The organism is Nonomuraea sp. NPDC049750, assembly GCF_040659625.1.
GTDB lineage: Bacteria > Actinomycetota > Actinomycetes > Streptosporangiales > Streptosporangiaceae > Nonomuraea.
Genome location: NZ_JBFANB010000021.1, coordinates 79,081 through 105,318, shown reverse-complemented (window position 1 = coordinate 105,318; position 26,238 = coordinate 79,081). Strand labels below are relative to the sequence as shown.

At 72.7% G+C, this 26,238-nt stretch carries 9 protein-coding genes; 4 read left to right on the top strand and 5 right to left on the bottom strand.

Going from position 1 to position 26,238, the window contains the following annotated elements; translation table 11 throughout:
• The first annotated feature begins 30 nt into the window (after window positions 1-30).
• Window positions 31-930, top strand: coding sequence for a hypothetical protein (locus AB0J16_RS40015; RefSeq protein WP_358549902.1), 900 nt, complete (start codon window positions 31-33; stop codon window positions 928-930).
• A 12-nt stretch (window positions 931-942) separates the two neighbouring features.
• On the opposite strand, the gene AB0J16_RS40010 is transcribed toward AB0J16_RS40015, so the two are convergent.
• On the bottom strand, window positions 943-2,616 hold the full coding sequence (locus AB0J16_RS40010) for an SMI1/KNR4 family protein (protein WP_358549900.1): 1,674 nt from the start codon (window positions 2,614-2,616) through the stop codon (window positions 943-945).
• 125 nt (window positions 2,617-2,741) lie between these two features.
• On the opposite strand from AB0J16_RS40010, the gene AB0J16_RS40005 reads away from it, so the two are divergent.
• The 3 genes from AB0J16_RS40005 to AB0J16_RS39995 all read left to right on the top strand — a co-directional run bounded on the left by AB0J16_RS40005 (window position 2,742) and on the right by AB0J16_RS39995 (window position 6,415).
• The gene (locus tag AB0J16_RS40005; protein WP_358549898.1) at window positions 2,742-3,422 is read left to right on the top strand and encodes a hypothetical protein; all 681 of its coding nucleotides are present in this window, start codon (window positions 2,742-2,744) and stop codon (window positions 3,420-3,422) included.
• Window positions 3,423-3,532: 110 nt separating this feature from the next.
• Window positions 3,533-5,149: an FAD-dependent oxidoreductase gene (locus tag AB0J16_RS40000; RefSeq protein WP_358549896.1), complete on the top strand. Its 1,617-nt coding sequence runs from the start codon at window positions 3,533-3,535 to the stop codon at window positions 5,147-5,149.
• Between the two features lie 36 nt (window positions 5,150-5,185).
• On the top strand, window positions 5,186-6,415 hold the full coding sequence (locus tag AB0J16_RS39995) for a cytochrome P450 (protein ID WP_358549894.1): 1,230 nt from the start codon (window positions 5,186-5,188) through the stop codon (window positions 6,413-6,415).
• Window positions 6,416-6,420: 5 nt separating this feature from the next.
• Here AB0J16_RS39995 and AB0J16_RS39990 read toward each other — a convergent pair whose 3' ends face one another.
• Genes AB0J16_RS39990 through AB0J16_RS39975 form a run of 4 tightly spaced genes read right to left on the bottom strand, consistent with a single transcriptional unit; the run spans window position 6,421 to window position 26,234 of the window.
• Complete coding sequence (locus AB0J16_RS39990; RefSeq protein WP_358549893.1) at window positions 6,421-11,949, bottom strand: type I polyketide synthase; 5,529 nt, start codon at window positions 11,947-11,949, stop codon at window positions 6,421-6,423.
• A 22-nt stretch (window positions 11,950-11,971) separates the two neighbouring features.
• Window positions 11,972-18,520: a type I polyketide synthase gene (locus AB0J16_RS39985; RefSeq protein WP_358549891.1), complete on the bottom strand. Its 6,549-nt coding sequence runs from the start codon at window positions 18,518-18,520 to the stop codon at window positions 11,972-11,974.
• The gene (locus AB0J16_RS39980; RefSeq protein ID WP_358549889.1) at window positions 18,510-24,947 is read right to left on the bottom strand and encodes an SDR family NAD(P)-dependent oxidoreductase; all 6,438 of its coding nucleotides are present in this window, start codon (window positions 24,945-24,947) and stop codon (window positions 18,510-18,512) included. The genes AB0J16_RS39985 and AB0J16_RS39980 overlap by 11 nt, the downstream gene beginning before the upstream one ends.
• A gap of 3 nt (window positions 24,948-24,950) precedes the next feature.
• Complete coding sequence (locus AB0J16_RS39975; protein WP_358549887.1) at window positions 24,951-26,234, bottom strand: activator-dependent family glycosyltransferase; 1,284 nt, start codon at window positions 26,232-26,234, stop codon at window positions 24,951-24,953.
• Between the last annotated feature and the right edge of the window lie 4 nt (window positions 26,235-26,238).

Here is a 26,238-nt window from a genome sequence, read left to right as displayed (position 1 = left end):
ACGGGATATGTCAGGAAGTGGGGGATCTAGATGTTGATCGCACTGGGCGTGATCGTCGCGCTGATCGTCGGCGTCGCGCTGTGGTGGAAGTTCCGCGACCCGCTCAGAGGTGAGGACTTCTACAAGTTCCACGTCGAGCGTACGTGGGCCTGGGAGCTCGTCCTCACCGAGGAGCAGGAGCGGGCCTTCATGGCCGGGCTGGAGGCCTACGACGAGGAGCGGACCGTCTTCCCGCACCGGGAGGCGGGGGCGCTGCACGTCTACAACCCGCAGATGATGGTCTCGCTGTTCCTCCTCACCGAGCAGTTCGCCGCGATGGGCCCGGGGGCGCTGGCGGATCCGGCGGGCGCCGTACGGCACCTGATCGGCCGCGCCGCGGAGGCGGAGATCGACGGTGTGCTCTACATCGACGACGAGTGGATGGAGGAGCCCGTCGACGGCCTGGACAAGTACGACTTCACCCGCGAGATGGGCATGGCCACGCACGCACAGGGCGTCGACGGGGGCGTCGGCGGCTATGGGAACGAGGACGCCGGCTACGGCATGCTCACGGTGCTCACCGAGGTACCGGCGCATGTGCGGAGAATGTACGACGAAGCGCACAGCCACGCCTCGCCCGGCGAGATCCGCAACCGCCTCGACGTCTACAAGGCGGTGATCGAGGAGCCGGAGCCCGAGTTCGTCGCGGGGCTCGAGCGCGCCGACGGCGAGCAGAGCCGCTTCACCAACACGCTGATGTACGACTACAGCCGGGTGCTCGCCGATTACCAGGAGCTTCGCCCGCGCATGCCGCACGCCCAGCCCGTGGACGTCATGTCCGCCGCCCTGGCCCGGATGCTCACCGAGCGACGCCCCGGCATCACGTGGACCCGGCCGCCGTCCCAGGAGCAGCACGACCTCGCCTTGCGGCTGATCTCCACCCGAGGCTGACCCGCGCGGGTCTCAGCGCCGCCGCCGGGGGAAGCGGCCCGTGAAGACCCGTACGTCCGCCGCCTCCCCGGCCAGGTCGCTCGCCCATCTGACCGCCGTCTTCAGCGACGGTTCCGGGGCGTGGTAGGCCCGGTCGACCGACCACCACCAGGTCTTCTCCCGGCGCGGCTCGGCGGCGAGCCCGGCCGCCGCCAGCCCCGCCGGGAGACCGCCCCGCTCCAGCAGCTCCGCCCACTGCCCCCGGCGCAGGTTGAGGTAGAGCAGGCCCTTCAGCTCGCTCAGCACGCCGAGGTCGCCCACGGCGGCGCGGGACAGATCCAGCGCGTACAACCGCGGGCAGGACAGCAGCGGGGTCAGGTCCACGGGCCGCTCGGTGCGCAGGGTCAGCGACCGCAGCGTGACGTGGCCCGCCAGCGGCGCCAGGTCGATCCCGTCCATGGCCAGGTCGAGCAGTTCCACCGGAGTGTCGCGCAGCGGGGTCAGGTCCGCGCCCGGGCAGTTGTCCACCTTCACCTGCCACAGCACCGGCGCCCCGCGCACGGGCCCGAAGTCGACCCAGGGTGCGTTGAGCACCGACAGGCGCTGGATCCGCGGCTCCCAGCCCCGGATGGTGGCCGCGTCGGGGCCGGCGACCGTCAGCGAACGGGTCTGCTCGTGGGCGTGCCGGTTCGGCTCCTTCATGTCGCCGAGGTCGATCCACAACTCGCCGTTCTCGACCGCGTAGGCGCCGGCCTGCAAAGCGGTGACGTGCCGCCGCAGCAGGCTGGTCACGGAGTCGGCGACATAGACAGGGCCTTCGTCATGGTGCGTGCCCATGCGGATGACCTGGCCCGGCCGCCCGTCCGGGCCGGGCGCCAGGTCCACCGCCAGGAAGTCGCCCCCGGTGCTGGTGGCGAACGGGATCCAGCACGGGTGGTCCGAGGCCCGCCGCATCGCCAGCGAGGGGCCCACGCCGGTGATGAACGGCTGGTGGCTCCAGCTACGGCCGGCCGCCCACCAGCGGTTCTCCGGGCGGCTCTGGTCCTCCAGCAGTTCGAGGCCGAACCAGGGGTGCCGGTCCAGGAGGCCCTCACCGCCGTCGCCGTCGACCAGCGCGTAAAGGGCGCGCAGGTCCTCGGGGAGCGTCACGCCGTACCGGACCCGGAGCTGGGCCTCCAGCCAGGCGCGGCGCGCTTCGGGGAGCGCGGGGGGCGGGGCGTACTTGTCCGTGCCGGGACCGCCCAGGACCCGGTCACGCTCGCGTAAGTACGCGCCGAGCAGCGCGACGACCTCCTTCGGATCTCCCGCCGGGGCGGCATCCGGCCGGCCCCGCTGGAACTCCGCGGGCTCGGGCGGCAGCACGCCCCGATCGAGGACGTACAGGAAGCCGTGCTCGCCGTGATCCACGCGGTCCAGCGACTCGCTGACCACCGCTTCGAACCGGCCCTTGGCCTCGACCACCAGCTCGATGGCGAGGTGGTCGCCGCTCGCCCCGGCCAGGGTGTAGATCTCGCACATCTCCGCGTGCAGGTCGATGTCATCCGCCTCGCCGGGCTCGACCCTCAGTCCGCGGTGGCCGGACCCGTCCGGGCCGGTCGCGAACCCCTGCAGCTCGGCCCGCCGCCATCCCGCGGGCGCTCCGGCCGCGATCTTCTCGGCCATCGTACGGAGCACATCGGCGATCTCGGAATCACGATCAAGGGTCACAGGACACACCTAACCATCGCGACGCGCCCGCTTCGTACCACGCACGATGATTACCGAGCGTATCGGCTGGACACGTAGCGTCGTACAGGCTGTACAGGCTTCGGCGTCGTGGGAGGAAGGGCTCCATGCAGGGCATTGCCGGATCGCCGGCGAGGGCGTTGCGGACGCCGCGCGCCGCGGGAGCCGCGGGGATCCTCGCCGCGCTGCCGCTGGGCGGCGCCATGATCCTGGTGCGCAGGGCGGTGCCCGACCAGCCGATCGGCGCGGCCGCCTACCTCGCCGACACCGCCGGCCATCACGCCCTGCGGGTGGCGCTGGTCCTGCTGCCGTTCGGGGGGATCTTCTTCCTGTGGTTCATGGGCGCCGTACGCGACTCCATCGGGGTGCGGGAGGACCGGTTCTTCGCGACCGTCTTCCTCGGCGCCGGCCTGCTGTTCGTGGCCACGCTCTTCGTCTTCGGCGCGACGGCGGACGCTTTTCTGGCCACGATCGGCACGATGCGGGACCCGTCGCGGCCCATGGCCTTCTGGCACTACGGGCGCCACCTCACCCTGGCCCTGCTGACCGAGTACGCGCCGCGCATGGCCGCGGTGTTCACCCTGACGACCACGACCATCGCGACGCGTCTCGGCATCTTCCCCCGGTGGCTGTCCTGGCTCGGCTATCTCATCGGGCTGGTGCTCCTCCTGGTCGTCAGCCACGTCGCCTGGTCGGAGATCGTCTTTCCCGTCTGGGTCCTGATCGTGGGCTGCTTCCTGATCGCCGCCCATCCCCGGATGATCTCCGCAGACCTGCCCAACAAATGACCCTTAGCGCCAAATCAGCTATGTGGCGTCGGGTAAGTCGTGAAAAGGGCGGCTTGGCGGCAGCTGGCCGCCCGGTCCGACGGGGAGAGTTTCCGACGGGGAGAGTTACTGTGCGAGTTGTCGTTGATCTCACGCGCTGCCAGGGCTACGGGCAGTGCGTCTTCCTGGCGCCGGACGTGTTCTCGATGCACGGCCAGGAAGCGCTCATGTACGACACCGGCCCGGCCGACGACCAGCGCGAGCGGGTGCTCCAGGCAGCGGCGGCATGCCCGGTCCAGGCCATTCACCTCGACCGGATGACCACCCAGCACAGAACCATGCGGCCGGAGTTGAGCCCCTCCCCCACGGGCGACGGCGAGGCGTTCAAACGCCAGGGCCGCATCGTCATCGTCGGCGCCTCCCTGGCCGGCGGGCGGGCCGCCGGAGTGCTGCGCAGAGACGGCTTCACGGGCTCGCTGACCCTGATCGGGGACGAGCCGTACCAGCCGTACGACCGGCCGCCGCTGTCCAAGCAGGTCCTGACCGGCAAGGTGCCCGCCGAGCGCACCCTGCTCCCCCAGCTGCGCGAGGTCGATGTCAACTGGCTGCCGGAGACCAGGGCGACCGGGCTGGACCTGTCCGCCCAGAAAGTACGGCTCGCCGACGGCGGGGAGATCGGCTTCGACAAGGTCCTGATCGCCACCGGCGCGCGGGCCCGGCCGTGGCCAAAGGAGACGGAGGCCGCGCTCGACGGCGTGTACGTCCTGCGCACGCTCGACGAGGCCAGGCGCCTGCGGGAGCGGCTGGCCGCCGGCGTCGGCAGGGTGCTGATCATCGGGGGCGGATTCACCGGGTCGGAGGTCGCGTCGGTCTGCCGCGAGATGGGCCTGCCGGTGACCCTCGTCGACCACGGGCCCGTTCCGCTGCGCGGCGCGCTGGGCGGCGTGATCGGCGCGGTCGCGGCGGACATGCAGCGCGCGGCCGGTGTCGACCTGCGCTGCAAGGTCACGGTGGCGGAGCTGGAAGGGGACGCGGAGGGACGGCTGCGCGGCGCCCGGCTGTCCGACGGCAGCACCGTGGAGGCCGACGTGGCGGTGGTCGCGCTCGGCGCGGTCCGCAACATCGAATGGCTGGAGGGGTCCGGGCTGGCGTGCGGGGTGTGGGGGATCGCCACCGACGCGGGCTGCCGGGCCTTCGACGTCAACGGCGTGGTCACCGACAACGTGTTCGTCGCCGGTGATGTGGCCCGCTTCCCGCACCCGGTCTTCCACTACCAGTTCCTCGCGCTGGAGCACTGGGGCAACGCCGTCGCCCAGGCCGAGGTCGCGGCGCACAACATGATCAGCGACCAGGCGCATCGCTGGCCGCATCTGTCGCTGCCGGTCTTCTGGTCCAACCAGTTCGGCGTCAACATCAAGTCGGTCGGTGTGCCGAGCTTCGCCGACGAGGTCATGATCGCGCAGGGTTCGCTGGCCGAGCGGCGGTTCGTCGCCGTCTACGGCTACCGGGGCAGGATCACCGCCGCGGTCACCTTCGACCACGGGATGTGGCTGGACTTCTACCGGCGCCTGATCGAGCAGGCCGCGCCGTTCCCCCCTGACTTCCGCACGGTCGACCGGCTCGACGGATCACGGCCCGTTCCGGCCGAAGTGCCGGAGCGGATCAAGCCCGCCGAAGGAGCGACCGTGGTGGTGACCGGCCACGATCCGGGCGAACGCCGCGTCACGCTCGTACGCCCTCAGCGGTAAGACCATCTCGAACCACGCGTCCAAGGGAGGCATTTCGTGGAGCCGGCAAGCAGCTACCAGCAGATTCTCCAGTTCTCCAACCGGGCCGACCCGTATCCGCTGTACGCCGAACTGCGCAAGACGCCTGTCGCGCGGCAGGAGGACGGCAGCTACGTCGTCAGCACGTACGAGGAGATCGTGGCGCTGCTGCACGACCCGCGGGTCAGCTCCGATCGCCGCAACCTCGCTGATCCGTCCCTCGGCGGGGGACAGTTGCCCTCCTTCATCTCCACCGATCCGCCCGAGCACGACCGGCTCCGGCGGCTGACGATGCGCCATTTCGGGCCGCCGCATTCGCCGCGCAAGGTCGACAGCCTGCGCGGCGAGCTGCTCCAGATCGTGACGGAGTTGATCGACGGCCTCGCGGACCGGACACAGGCCGACATCGTCGACGACTTCGCCTACCCGTTCCCGGTCACGGTGATCTGCCGCCTGCTCGGCGTGCCACTGGAGGACGAACCCCGCTTCCGCCAATGGGCGGACGAGCTCGTGGAGAACCTCGGCCCCGGTGAGGGCGACATGGCGGAGCGGATCAAGAAACGCCAGGCCACGCTGCTCACGCTGGGCGAGTACCTGTCCGAGCTGACCGATGCCCACCGCGAGAACCCGGGCGACGACATCCTGTCCGGGCTGATCACCGACGAGGGCCCCAACGGGACGATGTCGCAGCACGAGGTGATCGGGACCGGCGCGCTGTTGCTGATCGCCGGCCACGAGACCACGGTCAACCTCATCGCCAACGGCATGCTCACCATGCTGCGCAACCCGTGGCTGCTGGAACGGCTGCGCAAGGAGCCGGACCTTGCCATCCACACCATCGAGGAGCTGCTGCGCTACGAGCCGCCGGTGCACTTCCTGCCCAACCGGGTCGCCCTCGACGACATCACCATCGCGGGAGTCACCATCCCCAAGGGCTCCCCTATCATCCTCGCGCTCGCCTCGGGCAGCCGCGACCCCGCGCACCTGCGCGACCCCGACCACTTCGACCCCGACCGTCCCTACATCCAGCACCTGGGCTTCGGCGGTGGCGTCCACCACTGCTTCGGCGCTCCGCTGGCGCGCCTGGAAGCCCAGATCGCGCTCCGCGAGCTCGCGCGGCGGCTGGTGAACCCCCGCCTGGTCACCGACCCGCCGCCCTACCGCCCGAGCTCCACCCTGCGGGGTCCGCGTCACCTGGAGGTCCAGTACGACGGCGTCAACCCGTACAGCGAACTACCGGCCACGTAGCCCGGTCAGGAGAGCCAGGTTTCGATGGCGTGCGCCATGGACGGAGCCTGGTCCTCCAGCATCGTGAAGTGGTCGCCCTTCACCTCCCGCTCGGTGTGTTCGGTGTGCCAGGTGGCGCGCCAGTCCCCCGAGGGGGACTGCGACAGCGGCGTGTCCGGATGGAGGAAGAGGATGGGCGCCGCCACCTCGCCGAGCTCGCATTCGCGGAACAGCTTGTAGTAGCGGCCCATCGCCGACAGGCGGGAGTTGGTGAAGGGCCCGAACGCGTCTTCCCTGTCGAACATGCCCTCGACCATCTGCGTCCCGAGGTCGTCGATCACCTTGTCCTCGGGCATGAAGGTGTCGAGCAGGATCAGCCCGGCCGGGTGGACGCCGATGCCCTCCAGATAGGTGGCCGCGGCGTGCGCGAAGATCCCGCCGGCGCAGTAGCCGAGGAGGGCGAAGGGCTTGCCGTCCGCCGCGTTGAGCACGCTGTGCGCCCACATCCGCACCGCGGCGTCGGCCGTACCAGGGAGACTCTCCTCTGGGGCGAAGCCGAGGACGGGCAGGGCGAGCAGGTCGCGCACCCCCTGGAAGTTCGCCGCGAGCCGGGCGAACTGGGCCGCTCCCCCCAGCGCCATGGGCGTGCTGAAGCAGAACAGCGCGGGCTCGGCGGGGCCGGTCGCCAGCTTGAGCGGCGGCGGGATCTCACCGAGCTCGTCGGGCGAGCCGAAGGAGGGGCGCAGGTCGGCCACGGCCCGCAGCACGGCCAGGCCCTCGTGCGTCTTGCCGGTGCGGGCCGCCTCGCCGAACAGCGCGCTGAGGCTGTCGCCCGCGTGCGGGTCGCCGGTCCGCGTACCGCCGAACTCCTCCGACAGGTGCCGGGCCAGGGCGGCGGGACTGGGGTGGTCGAAGACCACGGTGGCGGGCATGCGCAGGCCGGTGGCCGCGGCGAGGCTGTTGCGCAGCTCGACCGAGGTCAGTGAGTCGAACCCGGCCTCCAGGAAGTTCTGGTCGGGGGCGATCGAGTCGGCCCCGGAGTGACCCAGCGCCCGCGCGGCGTGCGCCCGCACCAGGTCGCGCAGCCGCTCGACCCGCTGCTCGGCCGGCAGCCCGGCCAGCTCCGCCGCGAACGACGGGTCGTGCGCGTCCTGACCGGCCGCGTCGCCGTCGGCGGCCAGGATCGCCTGTACGTCGGGCAGCGCGCGGAGCAACGGCCGCGGCCTGGCGAGGGTGTACACGGAGGCGAAGCGGGTCCAGTCGATGTCGGCCACCACGCGGTGCGACTCGTCGTGGTCGAGGACCTGCTCCAGGGCGCTCACCGCCGCGTCGGGCTCCATGACGCGGACGCCGAGCCGGCGCAGGCGCGCGCCGACCTCCTCGTCCACCATGCCGCCGCCGCCCCAGGCGCCCCAGGCGACCGAGGTGGCCGGGAGCCCGCGAGCGCGCCGCGTGTGGGCCAGCGCGTCCAGGAACGCGTTGGCTCCCGCGTACGCGGCCTGTCCCGCCTGGCCCCACACCGCCGAACCCGAGGAGAACAGCACGAATCGCTCCACCGGGTGGCCGGCCGACAGCTCGTCGAGGAGCAGCGCTCCGGCGATCTTGCCTTCGACCGTCTCCGCGAACTCCGCGAGCGTGCTGTCGGCAAGCGGCACGTCGTCGCCCACGACCCCGGCCGCGTGCACGATCGCGGTCAGCGGGTGCCCGCCGGGCAGGGCGTCGAGCACGCGGCTCAGCCCGTCGCGGTCGCCGACGTCGCAGGCGGTGACGGTGACCTTGGCGCCGAGCGCCGTCAGCTCGGCCTCCAGCTCGACGACGCCCGGGGCGGCCGGGCCACGGCGGCTGATCAGCGCGAGGTGATCGGCGCCGCGGGCCGCCAGGCGGCGGGCGAGGTTCGCGCCGACGCCGCCGGTGCCGCCGGTGATGAGCACGGTGCCGTGCGGCCGCCAGGGGGTCTCGGGTGCCGCCTCGCCGAGCGGCGCGCGCTCCATCCGCCGGGCGAAGACGCCCGCCGCCCGTACCGCCAGTTGATCCTCGCCGTCCAGCCCGGACAGCGCGCCGCAGAGGCGGGCGACGCCGCGTTCGTCCAGTTCGGCGGGCACGTCGATCAGCCCGCCCCAGGTGTCGGGATGATCCAGCGCGAGGACGGTGCCGATGCCCCACGTCACCGCCTGGGCGGGGGACTGGAGTTCGGCCGCGCGCTCCACGGCCACCGCGCCCGAGGTGATCGCCCACAGCGGCGCGGAGATCTCCGCGTCCGCGAGCGCCTGCACCAGCGTGACGGTCATGACCGAGCCACGGGACAGGACGGGGTGGGCCGGGTGGGGGCGGTCGTCGAGTGCCAGCAGGGACAGCACTCCGGTGACCGGCTCGTCGGGGAGCGCGTCGCGCAGGGTACGCCCGAGCGCGGCCCGGTCGTGGTCCCGCACCTGGATCGGCACCACCTGGGTGCCCGCCTTGGCCAGCCCGTTGACGATCGAAGCGGCGTCGACGCCGTCGGTGTCCGGCAGGGCGACGATCCAGGCTCCGGTCAGCGTCGCGTCGGCCGCCTCCCGTACCGGCCGCCAGGCCACCTGATAGCGCCAGGAGTCCAGCGTCGCCGCCTGCCGCATCTGGCGGCGCCACGCGGACAACGCGGGCAGTACCTCGTCCAGGGCGGCCGGGTCCACCTCGGCGAACCGCGGCACCTCCCCTCGGTCCACCGCTTCCCAGAACCGGCCGTCGAGCGGATCGGCGGGCGAGGTGATCGCGGGCGCGGACTCCAGCCAGTAGCGCTCCCGCTGGAAGGCGTAGGTCGGCAGGTCCACCCGGCGGGCGCCGGGGTAGAGCGCGGTCCAGTCCACGCCGACGCCGCGTACGTGCAGCTCGGCGAGCGAGGTGAGCATGCGGACCGGCCCGCCCTGCTCACGGCGGAGCGTGCCGATGACCACGGCGTCCCGGCCGAGGGCGTCGAGGGTCTCCTGGATGCCCATGGTGAGCACCGGGTGCGGGCTGGACTCGACGAAGACCGTGTGACCCTGTCCGACCAGCGCGTGGACGGCCGCGTCGAACCGTACGGTCTGACGCAGGTTGGCGTGCCAGTACGCGGCGTCGAGCCCGGCGGTGTCGATCCAGTCACCGGTCACCGTCGACATCATCGGCACGTCGCCCGTTTTCGGGGTGATCGGCGCGAGGTCGCGCAGCAGGCGTTCGCGCAGCTCGTCGACCTGGGCCGAGTGTGAGGCGTAGTCAACCGGGATCAGCTTGGCCCGGATCCCCTCGGCGGTGAGCTCCGCGACCAGGTCGCCGAGCGCGCCAGGTGCCCCGGAGACCACGGCCGAGCGTGCGCCGTTGACCGCGGCCAGTGAGTACTCATCCGGTCGCCGGGCAAGGCGCTCGGTCAGCTCTTCGACCGGCAGCCCGACGGAGGCCATGCCGCCACGGCCCGCGAGCACGGCGCCGATGGCCTGGCTGCGCAGGGCGACCACGCGGGCGCCGTCCTCCAGCGACAGGCCGCCCGCCACCGTGGCGGCGGCGATCTCGCCTTGGGAGTGGCCGATCACCGCGTCGGGACGCACGCCGTACGAGCGCCACAGCCCGGCCAGCGCCACCATGACCGCCCAGAGCAGCGGCTGGACCACGTCCACCCGCTCCAGCGGCGGCGTGCCCGGCTCGCCGCGCAGCACCCGGGCCGGCGACCAGTCCACGAACGGCTGGAGCGCGCGCTCGCAGGCGGCGAAGTGCTCGGCGAAGGCCGGCGACTCGTCGAGCAGTTCGGTGGCCATGCCTGTCCACTGCGAACCCTGGCCGGGGAAGACGAACACCGTCTTGCCCGGTGCTCCGGCCACCCCGCTTACTCCGGCGGGGACCTGTTCGCCCGCGGCGAGGGCGCGGACGGCGGCCAGCAGCTCCGCACGGTCCCGGCCCACTGCGACGGCGCGATGACGGTAGGCCGTACGGGTGGTGGCCAGGGAGAAGCCGATGTCGGCGGCGGACTGGCCGGGGGGGCGCGCCACGTGGGCGCCGAGCCGGTCGAGCTGGGCACGCAGGGCGGCCGCGCTCTTGGCCGACACCGTCCACGCGACCGCACCCGTTGTCGCCGTCGCGTCCGCTGGAGATGCGAGGGCGGCCGGGGCGGCGTCAGTCGAGGCGAGGTCGGTCGGCGCGGGGTTGGTCGGCGCGGGGTCGTCTGTTGGGGCCTGTTCGAGGATCACATGCGCGTTCGTGCCGCTGACGCCGAACGCGGACACCCCGGCGCGCCGAGGCCCGCCGCTGTCCGGCCAGTCGACGGCTTCGGTCAGCAGCCGGACGTTCCCGGCGGACCAGTCCACGTGGGACGAGGGCTCGGACACGTGCAACGTCTTAGGCAGCAGGCCCGCCCGCATGGCCAGCACCGCCTTGATCACCCCGGCGACCCCGGCTGCGGACTGGGTGTGGCCGATGTTGGACTTGATCGACCCCAGCCAGAGCGGCCGGTCGGCCGGGCGGTCGGCGCCGTAGGTGGCCAGCAACGCCTGCGCCTCGATGGGATCGCCCAGCGTGGTACCGGTGCCATGCGCCTCGACGAGGTCCACGTCGGCCGCTGCGACTCCGGCGTCGGCCAGCGCGCGGCGGATGACCCGCCGCTGGGACACCCCGTTCGGGGCGGACAGGCCGTTGCTGGCGCCGTCTTGGTTGATCGCGGAGCCGCGGACGACCGCGAGCACCGGATGACCGTTGCGGCGCGCGTCGGACAACCGCTCCAGCAGCAACAGACCGGCGCCCTCGCCCCAGCCGGTGCCGTCGGCGTCGTCGGAGAACGCCTTGCACCGCCCGTCGGGCGCCAGGGCGCGCTGGCGGCTGAACTCCACGAAGATGTCGGGGGTGGGCATGACGGTCACCCCGCCGGCCAGCGCGAGCGTGCTCTCTCCGCTGCGCAGCGACTCGCACGCCCAGTGCAGCGCCACCAGCGACGATGAGCAGGCCGTGTCGATGGTGGCCGCGGGTCCCTTGAGCCCGAACACGTACGAGATCCGGCCCGAGATCACCGCGGTGGAGTTGCCCGTCAGCAGGTGGCCCTCCGCTCCTTCGGCGGGTGCGCCGAGGCTGCCTCCGTACCCGTCGGCGAAGGCGCCGACGAAGACGCCCACCTGGCTGCCCTTCAGCGAGCGCGGGTCGATGCCGCCTCGCTCGAACGCCTCCAGCGCCACCTCCAGCATCAGGCGCTGCTGCGGGTCGGCGGCCAGCGCCTCCCGAGGTGAGATGCCGAAGAATCCGGCGTCGAAGTCGGCGGCGTCGTGCAGGAACCCGCCCTCGCGCGTGTACGTGGTGCCCGGACGAGTCAGGTCCGGGTCGTACAGGGTGGACAGCTGCCAGCCCCGGTCGTCCGGGAACAGTGACACACCGTCGCGGCCGTCCGCCACGAGCTGCCAGAGCCCCTCGGGGTCGTGCACGTCCCCGGGGAACCGGCAGCTCATGGCGACCACCGCGATCGGCTCGTGTTCGCGGGCCTCGGCCTCGCGCAGCCGTTCCCTGGCCTGCTGGAGATCGGCGGTCACCCGCCGGAGGTAGTCGAGGAGCTTCTGCTCGTCCGCCACGTCACGTCACCTTCCGGAAGTTTCAGAGCCCCTTGTCGATCAACGCGAACAGCTCATCGGCGCTCGCCGACTCCACGGTCTGGCCGGTGTCCGCCTGCTCGCCGCGCCATTGCGCCAGCAGTCCGCGCAGCCGGGCGGTGACCGTCGACCGTGTCTCCTCGTCGGGCGTGAGCGCGCCGAGCAGGCGTCCCAGCCGGTCGAGTTCCTCCAGCGCCCGCTCGCCCGTGGGCCGGTCGTCGGGCGCGATCTCCGTGAGCAGGTATTCGGCCAGCGCGATCGGCGAGGCGTGGTCGAAGGCCAGCGTCGACGGCAGCCGCCGATCGACGGCGGCGTTCAGCCGGTTGCGCAGCTCTACCGCGGTCAGCGAGTCGAACCCCAGCTCGTCGAACGGCCGGTGCGGGTCCACCTCTTCGGCGGAGGCGTGCCCGAGCACGGCGGTGACCTGGTCGAGCACCAGGTCGAGCAGGATCCGCCGCCGCTCCGGTTCCGGAAGCCCGGCCAGTCTGGCCTGCAGACCGGCGCCGGAGCCGCGGTCGGCGGAGGCGGCGCGGCGCGGGCGGGCTCGTACCAGCTCGCTGAGCAGCGGCGGCAGTGAGTCGCCGCGCGCGCCCAGCGCCTTGACGTCCAGGTGAATCGGAACCAGGGCCGCCTCGGCCCGGAGCAGGGCGGTGTCGAACAGCGCCAGGCCCGTCTCCGGGGTGAACGGGACGATGCCCTCGCGGGCCATCCGGGCGACCTCCGCCTCGGCGAGCGTGTCGAGCATGCCTCCGCCGCCGGTCCACGGGCCCCAGGCCAGCGAGGTTGCCGGGAGCCCCCGCACCCGCCGCCGGTGGGCCAGCGCGTCCAGGAACGCGTTGGCGGCCGCGTAGTTGCCCTGCCCCGCGCTGCCCATCGTCCCGGCGGCCGAGGAGAACATGACGAAGGCCGACAGGTCGAGGTCGTGCGTCAGCTCGTGCAGGTTGAGCGCCGCGTCCGCCTTGGGCCGCAGCACACCGTCCATCCGCTCGGGGGAGAGCGCGGTGATCGGTCCGTCGTCCAGGACGCCCGCGGCGTGCACCACGGCCGTGAGCGGACGGCCCGCGAGCAGCTCGGCGAGCGCGTCGCGGTCGGCGACGTCACAGGCCGCGATCTCGACCCGCGCGCCGAGCTCCGCGAGCTCGGCGCGGAGCTTCTCGGCACCCTCGACGGCGGCGCCGCGACGGCTGGTGAGCAGCAGATCGCGTACGCCGTGCCGGGCGACGAGATGGCGGGCGACGAGCCTGCCGAGCGCGCCGGTGCCGCCGGTCACCAGCACGGTCCCCTCAGGGTCGAGGGGCGCCGGGACCGTCAGTACGACCTTCCCGATATGCCGGGCCTGCGACATGTACCGGAACGCCTCGGGGGCGCTCCGGAGGTCCCAGGCCCTCATGGGGAGCGGCTTGATCTCGCCCTGCTCGAACAGGCGCAGAATTTCGCGCAGCATCTGACCGATCCGCTCGGGACCGGCCTCGACGAGGTCGAACGGCGTGTAGCGGACGCCGGGAGCGATCGGCTCCGTGTCCCGGATGTCGGTCTTGCCCATCTCCACGAACCGGCCACCCGCTGACAGCATGCCCAGGGAGGCGTCGATGAACTCACCGGCCAGCGAGTTGAGCACCACATCGACCTGGCCGAACTTCTGCGCGAACTCCAACGTCCGCGACGAAGCCACATGCGCGTCGTCGAGGGTCGTCGCCGCCCACTTGCCAGGACTGGCCGTACCGAACACCTCCGCGCCCAGCCAGCGGGCGAGCCGCACCGCCGCCATGCCGACCCCACCGGCGGCCGCGTGCACCAGCACCCGGTCCCCTGCTTGCAGGCCGGCCAGATCGACCAGGCCGTAGTAGGCGGTCAGGAACGCCACCGGCACCGACGCCGCCTCCGCGAACGACCAACCGGCGGGCATCGGCGCCACCTGCCGGTGATCCGTGACCATCAGCGGGCCGAACGCACCGCCGTCGAACAGCCCGAACACTTTGTCTCCGGGAGCGAACCCGGTGACGCCGGAGCCGACCTCGACGACCACGCCGGCGCCCTCCAGCCCCATCGCACCGCTCTCGCCCGGGTACATGCCGAGGGCGTTGAGCACGTCGCGGAAGTTCATGCCGGCCGCGCGTACGGCGATCCGGATCTCGCCCGGCCGCAGGGGCGCGACGGCCTCGGGCGCGTCGACGAAGGCCAGACCGTCCAGCGTGCCCTTGGCCCGACTGTCCAGCCGCCAGGCGGCGCCATCGGACGGCGGTGTGAGGCCGGGGTCGGGCGCGGGGGTGAGCCGGGCCGCGAGCAGGGTGCCCTCTCGCAGGACGAGCTGCGGCTCGCCGCTGTGGGCGGCGGCGGCAATCAGGCTGGTGGAGACGGCGTGGTCGCCGATGCCGTCGCGGCCGTCGCGATCATTGCGGTCGTCGCGGTCGTCGCGGTCGTCGCGGTCGTCGAGGTCCAGGAGGACGAACTGGCCGGGGTTCTCGGCCTGCGCGGATCGGACCAGGCCCCACACCGCGGCGCCTGGGAGGTCGCGCCCGCTGTCGGGGGCGATCGCCTTCCTGGTGACGAAGAGGAGCCGCGACTCGGCGAAGCGCGGGTCGGCGATCCAGGTCCGAACCAGATCGAGCGCACGGTGGACCGCCAAGCGGACCGCGTCGGCGGTCGCGTGGGTGGTCGCGTGGGTGGTCGCGTCGGCCGTGGCATCGCCGGTCGCGTCGCTGGTGGTGACGGGCCGGTCCGTGACGGTGGGGTTCACGATGACGAGCTCGGGTGGGTCCTCTCCCGAGTCGAGAGCCCGGAGCAGCGCGGCCAGGTCGTCGTATGTCTCGGCACCGGCGATCTCACCGCCGCCGATGGTCCAGCACCGGGCCAGGGACACCGGCTCGGCCGGGATCGGCGTCCAGTCGAGGCGGTACAGCGCGCGTTCCGCGCCGGGTCGTGGACCGGAGAGCGTGTCGAGGGTGATCTGGCGCAGGACCAGCGAGCCGATCGACACCACCGGCTGACCGAGCGGGTCGGCCGCCTCCAGGCGGAAGGAGTCCTCTCCCATCGGGGTCACCCGTACGCGCAGGCTGGACGCCCCGGCGGCGTGCAGTTCCACGTCGGCCCACGTGAACGGCAATGCGGTGTGCTCGGCCGAGGCGGGACTGAACCCGAAGGCGTGCAGCGCGGCGTCGAGGAGTGCGGGATGCAGGCCGAAACGGGCCGCGTCCGCCGCCGCGTGCTCGGGCAGCTCGATCTCGGCGAAGACCTCCTCGCCACGGATCCAGGCGGTCCGCAGCCCACGGAAGGTCGGACCGTAGGGAAGCCCCAGATCGGCGAGCCGCTCGTAGAGTCCATCCACCTCGACCTGCTGGGCATCGGCCGGCGGCCACGAACTCGCCTCAAACGCGCTGACCGGGGAGCCCGAGGAGTTCGGGGCGAGGGCGCCGGTGGCGTGTCTGTCCCATGGGGCGTCGTCGGTCTGTGAGTACATCGTGATCGTCCGGGTGCCCGAGTCGTCCGGATCGCTTACGACGATCTGCAGCCGGACGCCCCCGTGCCCCGGAACGAGCAGCGGCCGCTCCAAGGTCAGCTCCTCGACCTTCCCGCAGCCGACCTGGTCGGCCGCCCTGATGGCGAGTTCCACCAGGCCGGTGCCGGGGAACACGGCCGCCTCGCCGACCACGTGATCGGCGAGCCAGGGGTGCGAGGCGAGGGAGAGCCGGGCGGTGAACAGGAATCCGCCCGAGTCGGGCAGCTCGACCCCGGCGCCCAGCAGCGGATGGTCCGGGGCGTCCAGCCCGATGGACGTAGGGTCACCGCTCGACTGCGCGGCGTTCAGCCAGTAGCGCCGGTGCTGGAAGGCGTATGTGGGCAGGTCCACCCGGCGGGCGCCGGTCCCGGCGAAGAACCGTTCCCAGTCCACCGCCGCGCCACCGGCGTGCGCCTGCCCGACCGCCGTCACCACCTGCTCGGCCTCGTCCCGGCCGCGACGCAGCGCCGGTACGAACACCGGGCCGCGCCCGTCCTGGGGCTCGGGCACGCACTCCTGCCCCATCCCCGACAGCACCCCGTCGGGGCCAAGCTCGACGAAGGTCCGTACGTCCTGGCCATGGAGAAAGGCGACGCCGTCGGCGAACCGCACCGCTTCGCGGACATGGCGCACCCAGTACTCGGCCGTGAACTCCCGCACCGGCGCACCGGTCACGTTCGACACGACCGGGACCGACGCGCTCCCGTACGACAGGCCCTCGGCCACCTCGCGGAAGGCGGCCAGCATCGGCTCCATCCGGGGTGAGTGGAAGGCGTGACTGACCGGCAACCGGCGGGACTTGGCGAAGCGGCCCGCGACCCGCAGTACCGCCTCCTCGTCACCGGACAGGACCACCGAGGCGGGCCCGTTGATCGCCGCGATCACCACTCCACCGGTGTCTGAGAGAACCTGCCCGGCGTCCACGTTCCCGACGCCCGCGAGGACACGCCCGGCGTCCTCTTCGCCAACCTCGGCGAGGATCCGCCTGGTCTCCTCTTCTCCGGCCTGGACCGCGACCATCGCCCCGCCGGTCGGCAACGCCTGCATCAGCCTGCCCCGGGCCGCCACGAGCGCGCACGCGTCGTCCAGCGACAGCACTCCCGCCGCGTGCGCGGCCGCCACCTCTCCGATCGAGTGCCCGAGCAGGAAGTCGGGAAGGACGCCCCACGACTCCACCAGCCGATAGAGCGCCACCTCCACCGCGAACAAGGCGGCCTGGGTGTACCCCGTCTGGTCCAGCAGCTCCGGCCGCTCCCACATCACCTCCGTCAGCGGACGCTCCAGCAGCGGGTCCAGCCGCGCGCACACCGCAGCCAGGTGCTCGGCGAACACCGGATAGGCCGCCACCAGCTCGCGCCCCATCCCCACGCGCTGACTCCCCTGTCCGGTGAACAGGAACGCCAGCTTCCCGCCGCTCACCACGCCGTCGGCCACCTGCGACAGACCCGCCAGCAGCCCGGCGCGATCCGACGCGGTCACCACGGCACGATGCTCCAGAGCCGCCCGCGCCGTCGCCAGCGAGTAGGCCACGTCCGGCAGAGCAGCGTCTTCCCGCTCCTCCAGGTAGGACCTCAGCCGCTCCGCCTGAGCGCGCAACCCGGCCGCGCTCCTCCCGGAGATCGGCAGCGGCAGGGCCGGCAGAGCCGCCGGCGCCACCGGCTCTTCGTCCGACGCCTCGACCGCTTCCAGGACGACATGGGCGTTGGTCCCGCTGATGCCGAACGACGACACGCCCGCCCGGCGCGCGCGCTCGCCGCCGGACCAGGGGATCGGCTCGGTCAGCAGCCGGACGTTCCCGGCCGACCAGTCCACGTGCGAGGACGGGGTGTCGACGTGCAGGGTCCTGGGCAGTACGCCGTGCCGCATCGCCATGACCATCTTGATCACACCGGCGACGCCGGCGGCGGCCTGGGTATGCCCGATGTTGGACTTGACCGTGCCCAGCCACAGCGGCCGATCCTCCGGACGGTCCTTGCCGTACGTGGCCAGCAGCGCCTGCGCCTCGATCGGATCGCCCAGGGTCGTACCGGTGCCATGGGCTTCCACGGCGTCCACGTCGGCGGGAGACAGCTCGGCGTCGACCAGCGCCTGGCGGATCACCCGCTGCTGGGACGGCCCGTTCGGCGCGGTGAGCCCGTTGCTGGCGCCGTCCTGATTGACCGCACTCCCCCGCACGACCGCCATCACCTGATGGCCGTTGCGACGCGCGTCCGACAACCGCTCCAGCAGCAGCAGACCCACACCCTCGGCGAACGCCGTACCGTCCGCCGCCTCCGCGAACGCCTTGCACCGCCCATCCCGCGCCAGACCCCGCTGCCGGCTGAACTCCACGAAGATCTCCGGCGTGAAGATGATGGTGGCGCCGCCGCTGATGGCCAGGGCGCACTCGCCCCTGCGCAGCGACTCACAGGCCAGATGCAGCGCGACCAGGGACGACGAGCACGCCGTGTCCAAGGTGACGGCCGGACCCTCCAGACCGAGGACGTACGCGATGCGGCCGGACATCACGGCCGTGGAGCCGCCGGTCAGCAGATGGCCCTCGACCCCGTCGGGGAATCCGGCCGGGCCGACGCCGTAGCCGGTGGAGGCGGCGCCGACGAAGACGCCCGTCTCGCTGCCCCGCAGCGCCGCCGGGTCGAGGCCGGCCTGTTCGAGCAGTTCCCATGAGGTCTCCAGCAGGAGCCGCTGCTGCGGATCCGTGGCCAGCGCCTCTCGCGGGCTCATCCCGAAGAAGCCCGCGTCGAAGTCACCCGCGTCCGTCAGGAAGCCGCCCGTGCGGACGTAGCACGTACCGGCGCGCTCGGGATCGGGGTCGTAGAGCCGCTCCAGGTCCCAGCTGCGGTCGGCGGGGAACTCCGACATCGCGTCCCGGCCTTCGGCGACCAGGCGCCAGAGCTGTTCGGGGTCGTTCACTCCGCCGGGCAGGCGGCAGCTCATGGCCACGATCGCGATGGGCTCGTGCCGCCGGGCCTCCATCTCGTCCATCCGGCGATGGACCGTCTGGAGTTCGGCGGTCGCCAGCCTCAGGTATTCGCGGAGCTTGCCGTCATTCGCCATCAGACTCAGACCTCCGTCGCGAGGAGCCAAGCGCGTTGTCGAGGATTGTGAAGAGCTCGTCGTCCGTGGCCGACTCGTACTGCTCGGACCCGTCCTGTTCGGACTCGGGCGTCTCACCTTGCAGGTCGTTCCATTTGCGGACCAGTGACCGCAGCCGGGCGGTGATCGCGGGCCGGTCGTCGGTCGCCGTCACCGTGGTGAGTGCGGCTTCCAGCCGGTCGACCTCGGCGAGTACGGCGGCGGCGGAGTCCTGGGCGGCCGGGCGGAACGCCTCTCCCACCCGGTCCGCGAGGGCGTTCGGCGTGGGGTGGTCGAAGACCAGGGTGCTGGGCAGGCGCAGGCCGGTGGCGGCGCTGAGCCGGTTGCGCAGCTCGACGCCGGTCAGCGAGTCGAAGCCCAGCTCCTTGAAGGCCCGGTCGGGTAGCACCGAGTCGGGGCTCGGGTGCCCGAGCACGCCGGCCGCCTCGGCGCGGACGAGCCGCACGAGCTCGGCCTTGCGTTCCTCCTCGGGCAGGCCGTCGAGCCGGTGTTTCAGTGTCGTGACGCCGGGCTGGGCGGCCCGCCGTACGTGGGTGCGGGTCTGGTCGCGGACCAGGCCGCGCAGCAGCGCCGGCGGCGGGGTGGCGCTCGACCGCAGCGCGGCGAGGTCCAGCCGGATCGGCAGCAGCACGGGCTCGTCCACGGTCCGCGCCGCGTCGAACAACGCCAATCCGTCGGCGGAGGGGATCTGGACGAAGCCGGACCGTGCCATGCCACTCATGGCGGTGTCGTCGAGGTGCGCGGTCATGCCGCTGCGTTGCTCCCAGAAGCCCCAGGCCAGCGACATCGCGGCGAGACCGTGCGCCCGCCGGTGGGCCGCCAGCGCGTCCAGGAACGCGTTCGCCGCCGCGTAGTTGCCCTGCCCGGCCTCACCCAGCACGCCCGCCGCCGAGGAGAACAGCACGAACGCCGACAGATCCAGGCCCTCGGTCAGCTGGTGCAGCTGCCAGGCCGCCTCGGCCTTGGCGCCCACCACCGCGTCGACCTGCTCGGCCGTGAGCGACTCCACCATTCCGTCATCCAGCGCCCCGGCCGCGTGCACCACGGCGGACAGCCGATGTTCCGCGCGCAGGCGGTCCAGGAGCCCGGCCAGCGCCGTACGGTCGGCGACGTCGCACGCCACGATCTCGGCCCGCGCTCCCGAGGCCGCGAGTTCGGCGCGCAGTTCCTCCGCGCCGGGGGCCTCGATGCCTCTGCGGCCCACGAGCACCAGATCGCATACGCCGTGCTCAGCCACAAGGTGCCGGGCCACCAGCCCGCCGATCATCCCGGTGCCTCCGGTCACCAGCACGGTGCCGTCCCGGTCGAACGGGACCGGCAACGTCAGTACGACCTTCCCGACATGCCGGGCCTGCGACATGAACCGGAACGCCTCCCGCGCCCGCCGCACGTCCCACACCTGGATGGGCGACCGCTCGAACACGCCCTCCTCGAACAGGCCCAGGACCTCGGCCAGCATCTCGCCCAGACGCTCCGGCCCCGTGTCGATCAGGTCGAAGGCGGTGTAACGGACCCCGGGGGCGATCGTCTCCGCGTCCCGGATGTCGGTCTTGCCCATCTCCACGAACCGGCCACCGACCGGCAACATGTCCAGCGAGGCGTCGATGAACTCCCCGGCCAGCGAGTTGAGCACCACGTCCACCTGGCCGAACTTCTCCGCGAACTCCAGTGTCCGCGACGAGGCCACATGCTCCTCATCCAGCGGCAACGACGCCCACTTGCCGGGACTCGCCGTACCGAACACCTCCGCGCCCAGCCAGCGCGCCACCTGTACGGCGGCCATGCCGACCCCACCGGCGGCCGCGTGCACCAGCACCCGATCACCGGCCCGCACACCGGCCACGTCCACCAGGCCGTAGAACGCCGTCAGGAACGCCGCCGGCACCGACGCGGCCTCCGCGAACGACCAACCGGCGGGCATGGGAGCCAGCAACCGCCGATCGGTCACTCCCACGGGACCGTACGCGCCATCGAGCAGCCCCAGCACCCGATCACCGGGCACCAGATCGGTCACGGCCGAGCCCACTTCCAGCACCACACCGGCGACCTCACCGCCGATCGGGACGTCGCGCTCCGGGACCATGCCCAGTGCCACGACGACGTCGCGGAAGTTCATCCCGGCCGCCCGTATCGACAGCCGTACCTCGCCCGGTTCCAGCGGGCGGGCCGCCTCCGGGCACGGGACCAGCGCCAGGCCGTCCAGCGTGCCCGTGCCGGTGGCTTCGAGCCGCCACGGCTCGCCGCCCAAGGGCGGCAGCAGCGCCTCGCCGGTCGTGGCCCGCGCCAGCCTGGGCACCCATACCGCTCCGCCGCGTACGGCCAGCCGCGGCTCGGAGAGCGCGGCGAGCACTGCGGGCACCGGCACCTCGGAGTCGTCGAGATCCAGCGTCACGAACCGGCCGGGGTGCTCCGACTGCGCGGACCGCATCAGGCCGAGCACCGCGGCGGCGGCCAGGTCGGTCACGTCCTCGCCGTCCAGGGCGACCGCTCCCCTGGTGACCAGGGCGAACGTGGACTCCTCGAACCGGTCGTCGGCCAGCCAGGACCGTACGGTGGCCAGGGCCCGATGGATCGCCTCCCGCACGTCTCCGCCGCCCGAGAAGGTGACGAACACCAGCTCGGGAGCCGACGGCAAGGAGGCCAGATCGGGATAGACGGGAGCGCCCAGGGCAGCGGCGAGCCCAGAACCCAGCCCGCTCGCGTCGACCACGGCGCAGCGGCTCGGCGAGGGCGTCGGCGTCGGGTCGCCGGTGTACGGCGAGGCGATCCAGCTGACGCGGAACAGCGACTCGCGGCGCGGATCCGGCGCCGACGACGCGAGCGGCCGGGACAGCAGCGACTCCACGGCGGCCACCGGGGCTCCCGAGGGGTCCGCCAGCCGCAGCGAGATCTCGTCCGGACCCGACGGGGTCAGGCGGACCCGCAACGTGGACGCGCCCTCCGCGTACAGCGACAAACCGGACCAGGTGAACGGCAGGCTCACCCCTGCGGCGGCGCCGTCCAGCAGCGACTCCGCGTGCAACGCGGCGTCGAGCAGCGCGGGATGCAGGCCGAAGCCCCCCGTCTCCCGCTGTGGCAGGGTGACCTCGGCGAACACCTCGTCCCCGAGCCGCCACGCGGCCTGGAGCCCGCGGAACGGCCCGTCGTAGTCCAGACCGCGCTCGGCGAGGCGGTCGTAGACATCGGTCACGTCGATGGCCTCGGCGCCCGGCGGCGGCCAGGCGGACAGGTCGAAGTCCGCGGCGGGACGGGCGGCCGACACGACGCCGGTCGCGTGCCGGGTCCAGTCCGTGTCGTCCTCGGGGCGCGCGTGCAGCGTCAGCGGCCGTCGCCCGGTCTCGTCCGGCGCGTCGATCCGTACCTGCACCACCACGGCGGCCTGCGCGGGCAGCGGCAGCGGTGCCTCCAGGACCAGCTCCTCCAGCAGGGCGCAGCCGACCTGGCGGCCCGCGCTGACGGCCAGCTCGGCGAAGGCCGCACCGGGGAACAGGACCGTGCCGGACACCGTGTGGCCGGCCAGCCAGGGGTGCGAGCGCAGCGACAGCCGGCCGGTGAGGACGACCTCGTCGGAGTCGGCCAGGGACAGCGCCCCGCCGAGGAAGGGGTGGTCGGCCGCGGTCAGGCCCGCCTGCTCGACGTCGGCCGAGTCGCCGGCCTCCAGCCAGTAGCGTTCGCGCTGGAAGGCGTACGTGGGCAGGTCCACCCTGCGGGCGTCGGCCGAGGCGAACAGCGGCGTCCAGTCGACCGGCGCGCCGTGCGCGCAGGACTCCGCGACCGAGGTGACGAACCTGGCCGCCGCGTCCTCGTCGCGGCGCAGCGAGCCGATGGCCACCACGCCGGCGCCCGCGGCCTCGGCCGTCTCCTGGACCGCGGCGGTCAGCGTCGGGTGCGGGCTGACCTCGACGAACATTCCGTAGCCCTGCTGGACCAGGCTCTGGACCGCCTGCTCGAAGCGCACCGGGCGGCGCAGGTTGGTGTACCAGTAGGCGGCGTCGAGCTCGGCGGTGTCGAGCGGCTCGCCGGTCACCGTGGAGCAGAACGCCACCTCGGCCGTCCAGGGGACGATCCCGGCCAGGTCGGCCAGCAGCCGGTCGCGCAGCGGCTCGGCGTAGGCCGTGTGCGAGGGGTAGTCGACCGGGATCATCTTGGCTCTGACGTTCTCGGCCTTCAGGAGGTCGAGCAGTTCGTTCAGTGCCGCCGAGTCGCCGGCGACCACGACCGCGGTCGGGCTGTTCACCGCCGCTATCGACAGGCGCTCCGCCCACGGGGCGAGCCGGTCGAGCGCCTCGGCGGGCGGGAGCGAGACGGCCAGCATGCCGCCGCGGCCGGACAGGTCCTCGGTGATGGCCCGGCTGCGGAGGGCCACCACCTTGGCCGCGTCTTCGAGGGACAGCGCTCCCGCCACGCACGCGGCGGCGATCTCGCCCTGGGAGTGCCCCACGACGGCCTCGGGCTCGACGCCGTAGGAGCGCCACAGGCGCGCCAGCGAGACCATGACCGCCCAGGCCGCGGGCTGGATCACGTCCATCCGGTCGAGTGGCCACGCGGGCGACTCGCCGCGCAGGACGTCCATCAGCTTCCAGTCCACGAACTTCTCGAGCGCGTCCGCGCACTCCGCCATGCGGGCGGCGAACGGCGGCGCGGCGTCGAGCAGCCCGAGGATCATGTCCTTCGACAGGACGGCCTGGCCGGGGAAGACGAAGGCCACCCGGGGCGAGGCGGTCGCCGTGCCGTACACGACGTTCGGGGCGGGGACCGCGTCCGCGACGGCGCGCAGGCCCGCCAGGAGGGTGTCACGGTCGTCGCCGATCACCGCCGCGCGGTACGGGAGGGCGGCGCGCGAGCTGACCAGGGAGTGGCCGACGTCGACCGGCGGCAGCCCGGGGTCCTGCTCGACGCGGGCGGCCAGTCGCCCGGCCTGGGCCCGCAGCGCCTGCTCGCTCTTGGCCGTGACCATCCAGGGCACCACCGGGCAGGCCGTCTGCTCGCGGGGGGTCTCGGCGTGCGGGTGTTCCTCGATGATGACGTGCGCGTTGGTGCCGCTGACGCCGAACGAGGAGATGGCCGCGCGGCGCGGGGTGTCCTCCACCGTGTCCCAGGGGACGTTCTCGGTGAGCAGGGCGATGCTGCCGGACGACCAGTCCACGTTCGGCGAGGGCTCGTCGGCGTACAGGGTCTTGGGCAGGGTGCCGTGCCGCATCGCGAGCACCATCTTGATCACCCCGGCCACGCCGGCGGCGGCCTGGGTGTGGCCGATGTTCGACTTGATCGAGCCCAGGTAGAGGGGTCTGTCCTGCGGGCGGCCCTGGCCGTAGGCGGCGAACAGGGCGCGCGCCTCGATGGGGTCGCCCAGCGTCGTACCGGTGCCGTGCGCCTCGACCACGTCGACCTCGGCGGGCGTCAGGCCCGCGGCGGCCAGCGCCCGGGCGATCACCCGCTGCTGGGACGGGCCGTTGGGCACGGTCAGCCCGCTGCTGGCGCCGTCCTGGTTGATCGCGCTGCCGCGGATCACGGCCAGCACCTGGTGGCCGTTGCGGGTGGCGTCCGACAGGCGCTCCAGCAGGAGCATGCCCGCGCCCTCACCCCAGCCCGTCCCGTCGGCGGCCGCCGAGAACGCCTTGCACCGGCCGTCCGGCGACAGCCCGCGCTGCCTGCTGAACTCCACGAACGTGCTCGGGGTAGACATCACCGTGACCCCGCCGGCCAGCGCCATGGCGCACTCGTCCTGGCGCAGGGCCTGGGCCGCGAGGTGCAGCGCCACCAGGGAGGACGAGCACGCCGTGTCCACCGTGATCGCCGGGCCTTCCAGGCCCATCAGGTAGGAGACCCGGCCGGAGGCGATGCTTCCGTCGCTGCCGTTGCCGATGTAGCCGCCGAGGTCGGCGGGCACGGCGCGGACCCTGGAGCCGTAGTCGTGGTAGATGACTCCGGCGAAGACGCCCGTGGCGCTGCCCCGCGCGGAGGCCGGATCGATGCCCGCGCCTTCGAAGGCCTCCCACGCGGTCTCCAGCAGCAGCCGCTGCTGCGGATCCATCGCCAGCGCCTCGCGCGGGCTGATCCCGAAGAAGTGCGGGTCGAACTGAGCGGCGTCGTGCAGGAATCCGCCGGAACTCGTCAGGCTCTTGCCGGGACTGTCCGGATCCGGGTCATAGAGGTCGACGTCCCAGCCCCGGTCGGAGGGGAACGGCGAGATCGCGTCGGTCCCGGCGACCAGCAGCCGCCACAACTCCTCGGGCGTGCCGGCGTCGCCGGGGAAGCGGCAGCTCATCCCGACGATCGCGATGGGCTCGGCGTCCCTGTCCTCGGCCTGCCGCAGCCGGCGGCGGGTCTCCCGCAGGTCGGCGGTGGCCCGCCTGAGGTATTCCAGCAGCCTGGTCTCGTTGTCCACGGCTCATCTCCGGGTCGGGGAAGCCGCCTGGTGACGGGCGACCAGCTCTTCTAGATCACGTACGCCGTCGGCGGGGGTCGGCGTCTTCGCCATGTCCTGCTGGATCCGGACCGCGTTCCGCCGGAACCCCTCGTCATCCAGCAGCCGCACCAGCCCGTCGCGCAGCGTCCGCGCCGAGAGCTGCTCGGGCTCGATGACCAGGCCCGCTCCCTGCTGGGCGATCTGAAGGGCCATGCCCGTCTCGTCGTAGAGCTGGGCGGGGACGATGAGCTGGGGCACACCCTGGGTGATGGCCGTGCAGGTGGTCCCCGTGCCGCCATGGTGGACGATGGCCGAGCAGCCGGGCAGCAGGGAGTTGAGCGGGACGAAGTCCACGATGCGGACGTTCGGCGGGACCTTCGCGCCGTCCAGCTGGTTCTCCTTCAGGGTCGCGACCACCTCGACGTCCAGGTCGGCCACGGCCTCGAACAGCTCGGCGGCCCCGACGCTGCCGCGCCCACCCCAGACCTCCCTGCCGGACACCCCTAGGGTGAAGCAGACGCGCCGCCGGGACGGCGGCTCCCGGAGCCAGGCCGGGATGGTCGAGGGGCCGTTGTAGGGGATGAAACGGACGCGCAGGTGGTCGTCCTCGCCGGGGAAGCGCAGCCAGGCCGGCATGGAGTCGACCGTGGCCTGGCCGAGGATCACCTCCTCGTCGAAGTCGCAGCCGTACGCGGCCAGCTTCGCCGTGATCCACTCGACCACGGGGTCCTCACGCGGATCGTCCGGTCGCTCCGCGCGCAGCCGGAGGAACAACGAGCGCATCCGCGCCCAGTGATCGCGGCCGAAGGTCGTCCGTACCTGCGCCGCGCCGCAGGCCCGGGCGGCCACGGGGCCCGGAAAGGTGATGGAATCCCAGACCACCAGGTCGGGCTGCCAGCTCCGGCAGAAGGCGACCAGGTCGGCGTACATGGACTCGTCAGTGATGAAGTCCAGGGCCATCGGGGAGCAGAAGGCGTCCAGGCAGTCGCGGACGTACTCGTACGTGAGCACCTCGGGGCGCTCCTCCGCGATGTCGTATCCGGAGCCGTAGATCTGCCGGTCAAGCGGTGTTTCCAGCAGCCGCTCGGCCACATCGGACTTTCCGCCGACCGATAAAGCGGTCAAGCCGGTCCGGGTAATGGCGTCGACGATGTCCGGCTGGCCGGCAACGATTACTTCGTGGCCCGCGGCTTTCATCGCCCAGGCGATGGGGACCATCAGAAAGAGGTGCGCGTTTGCCGCGTGTTGAGTGAACAGAACACGCATGAAC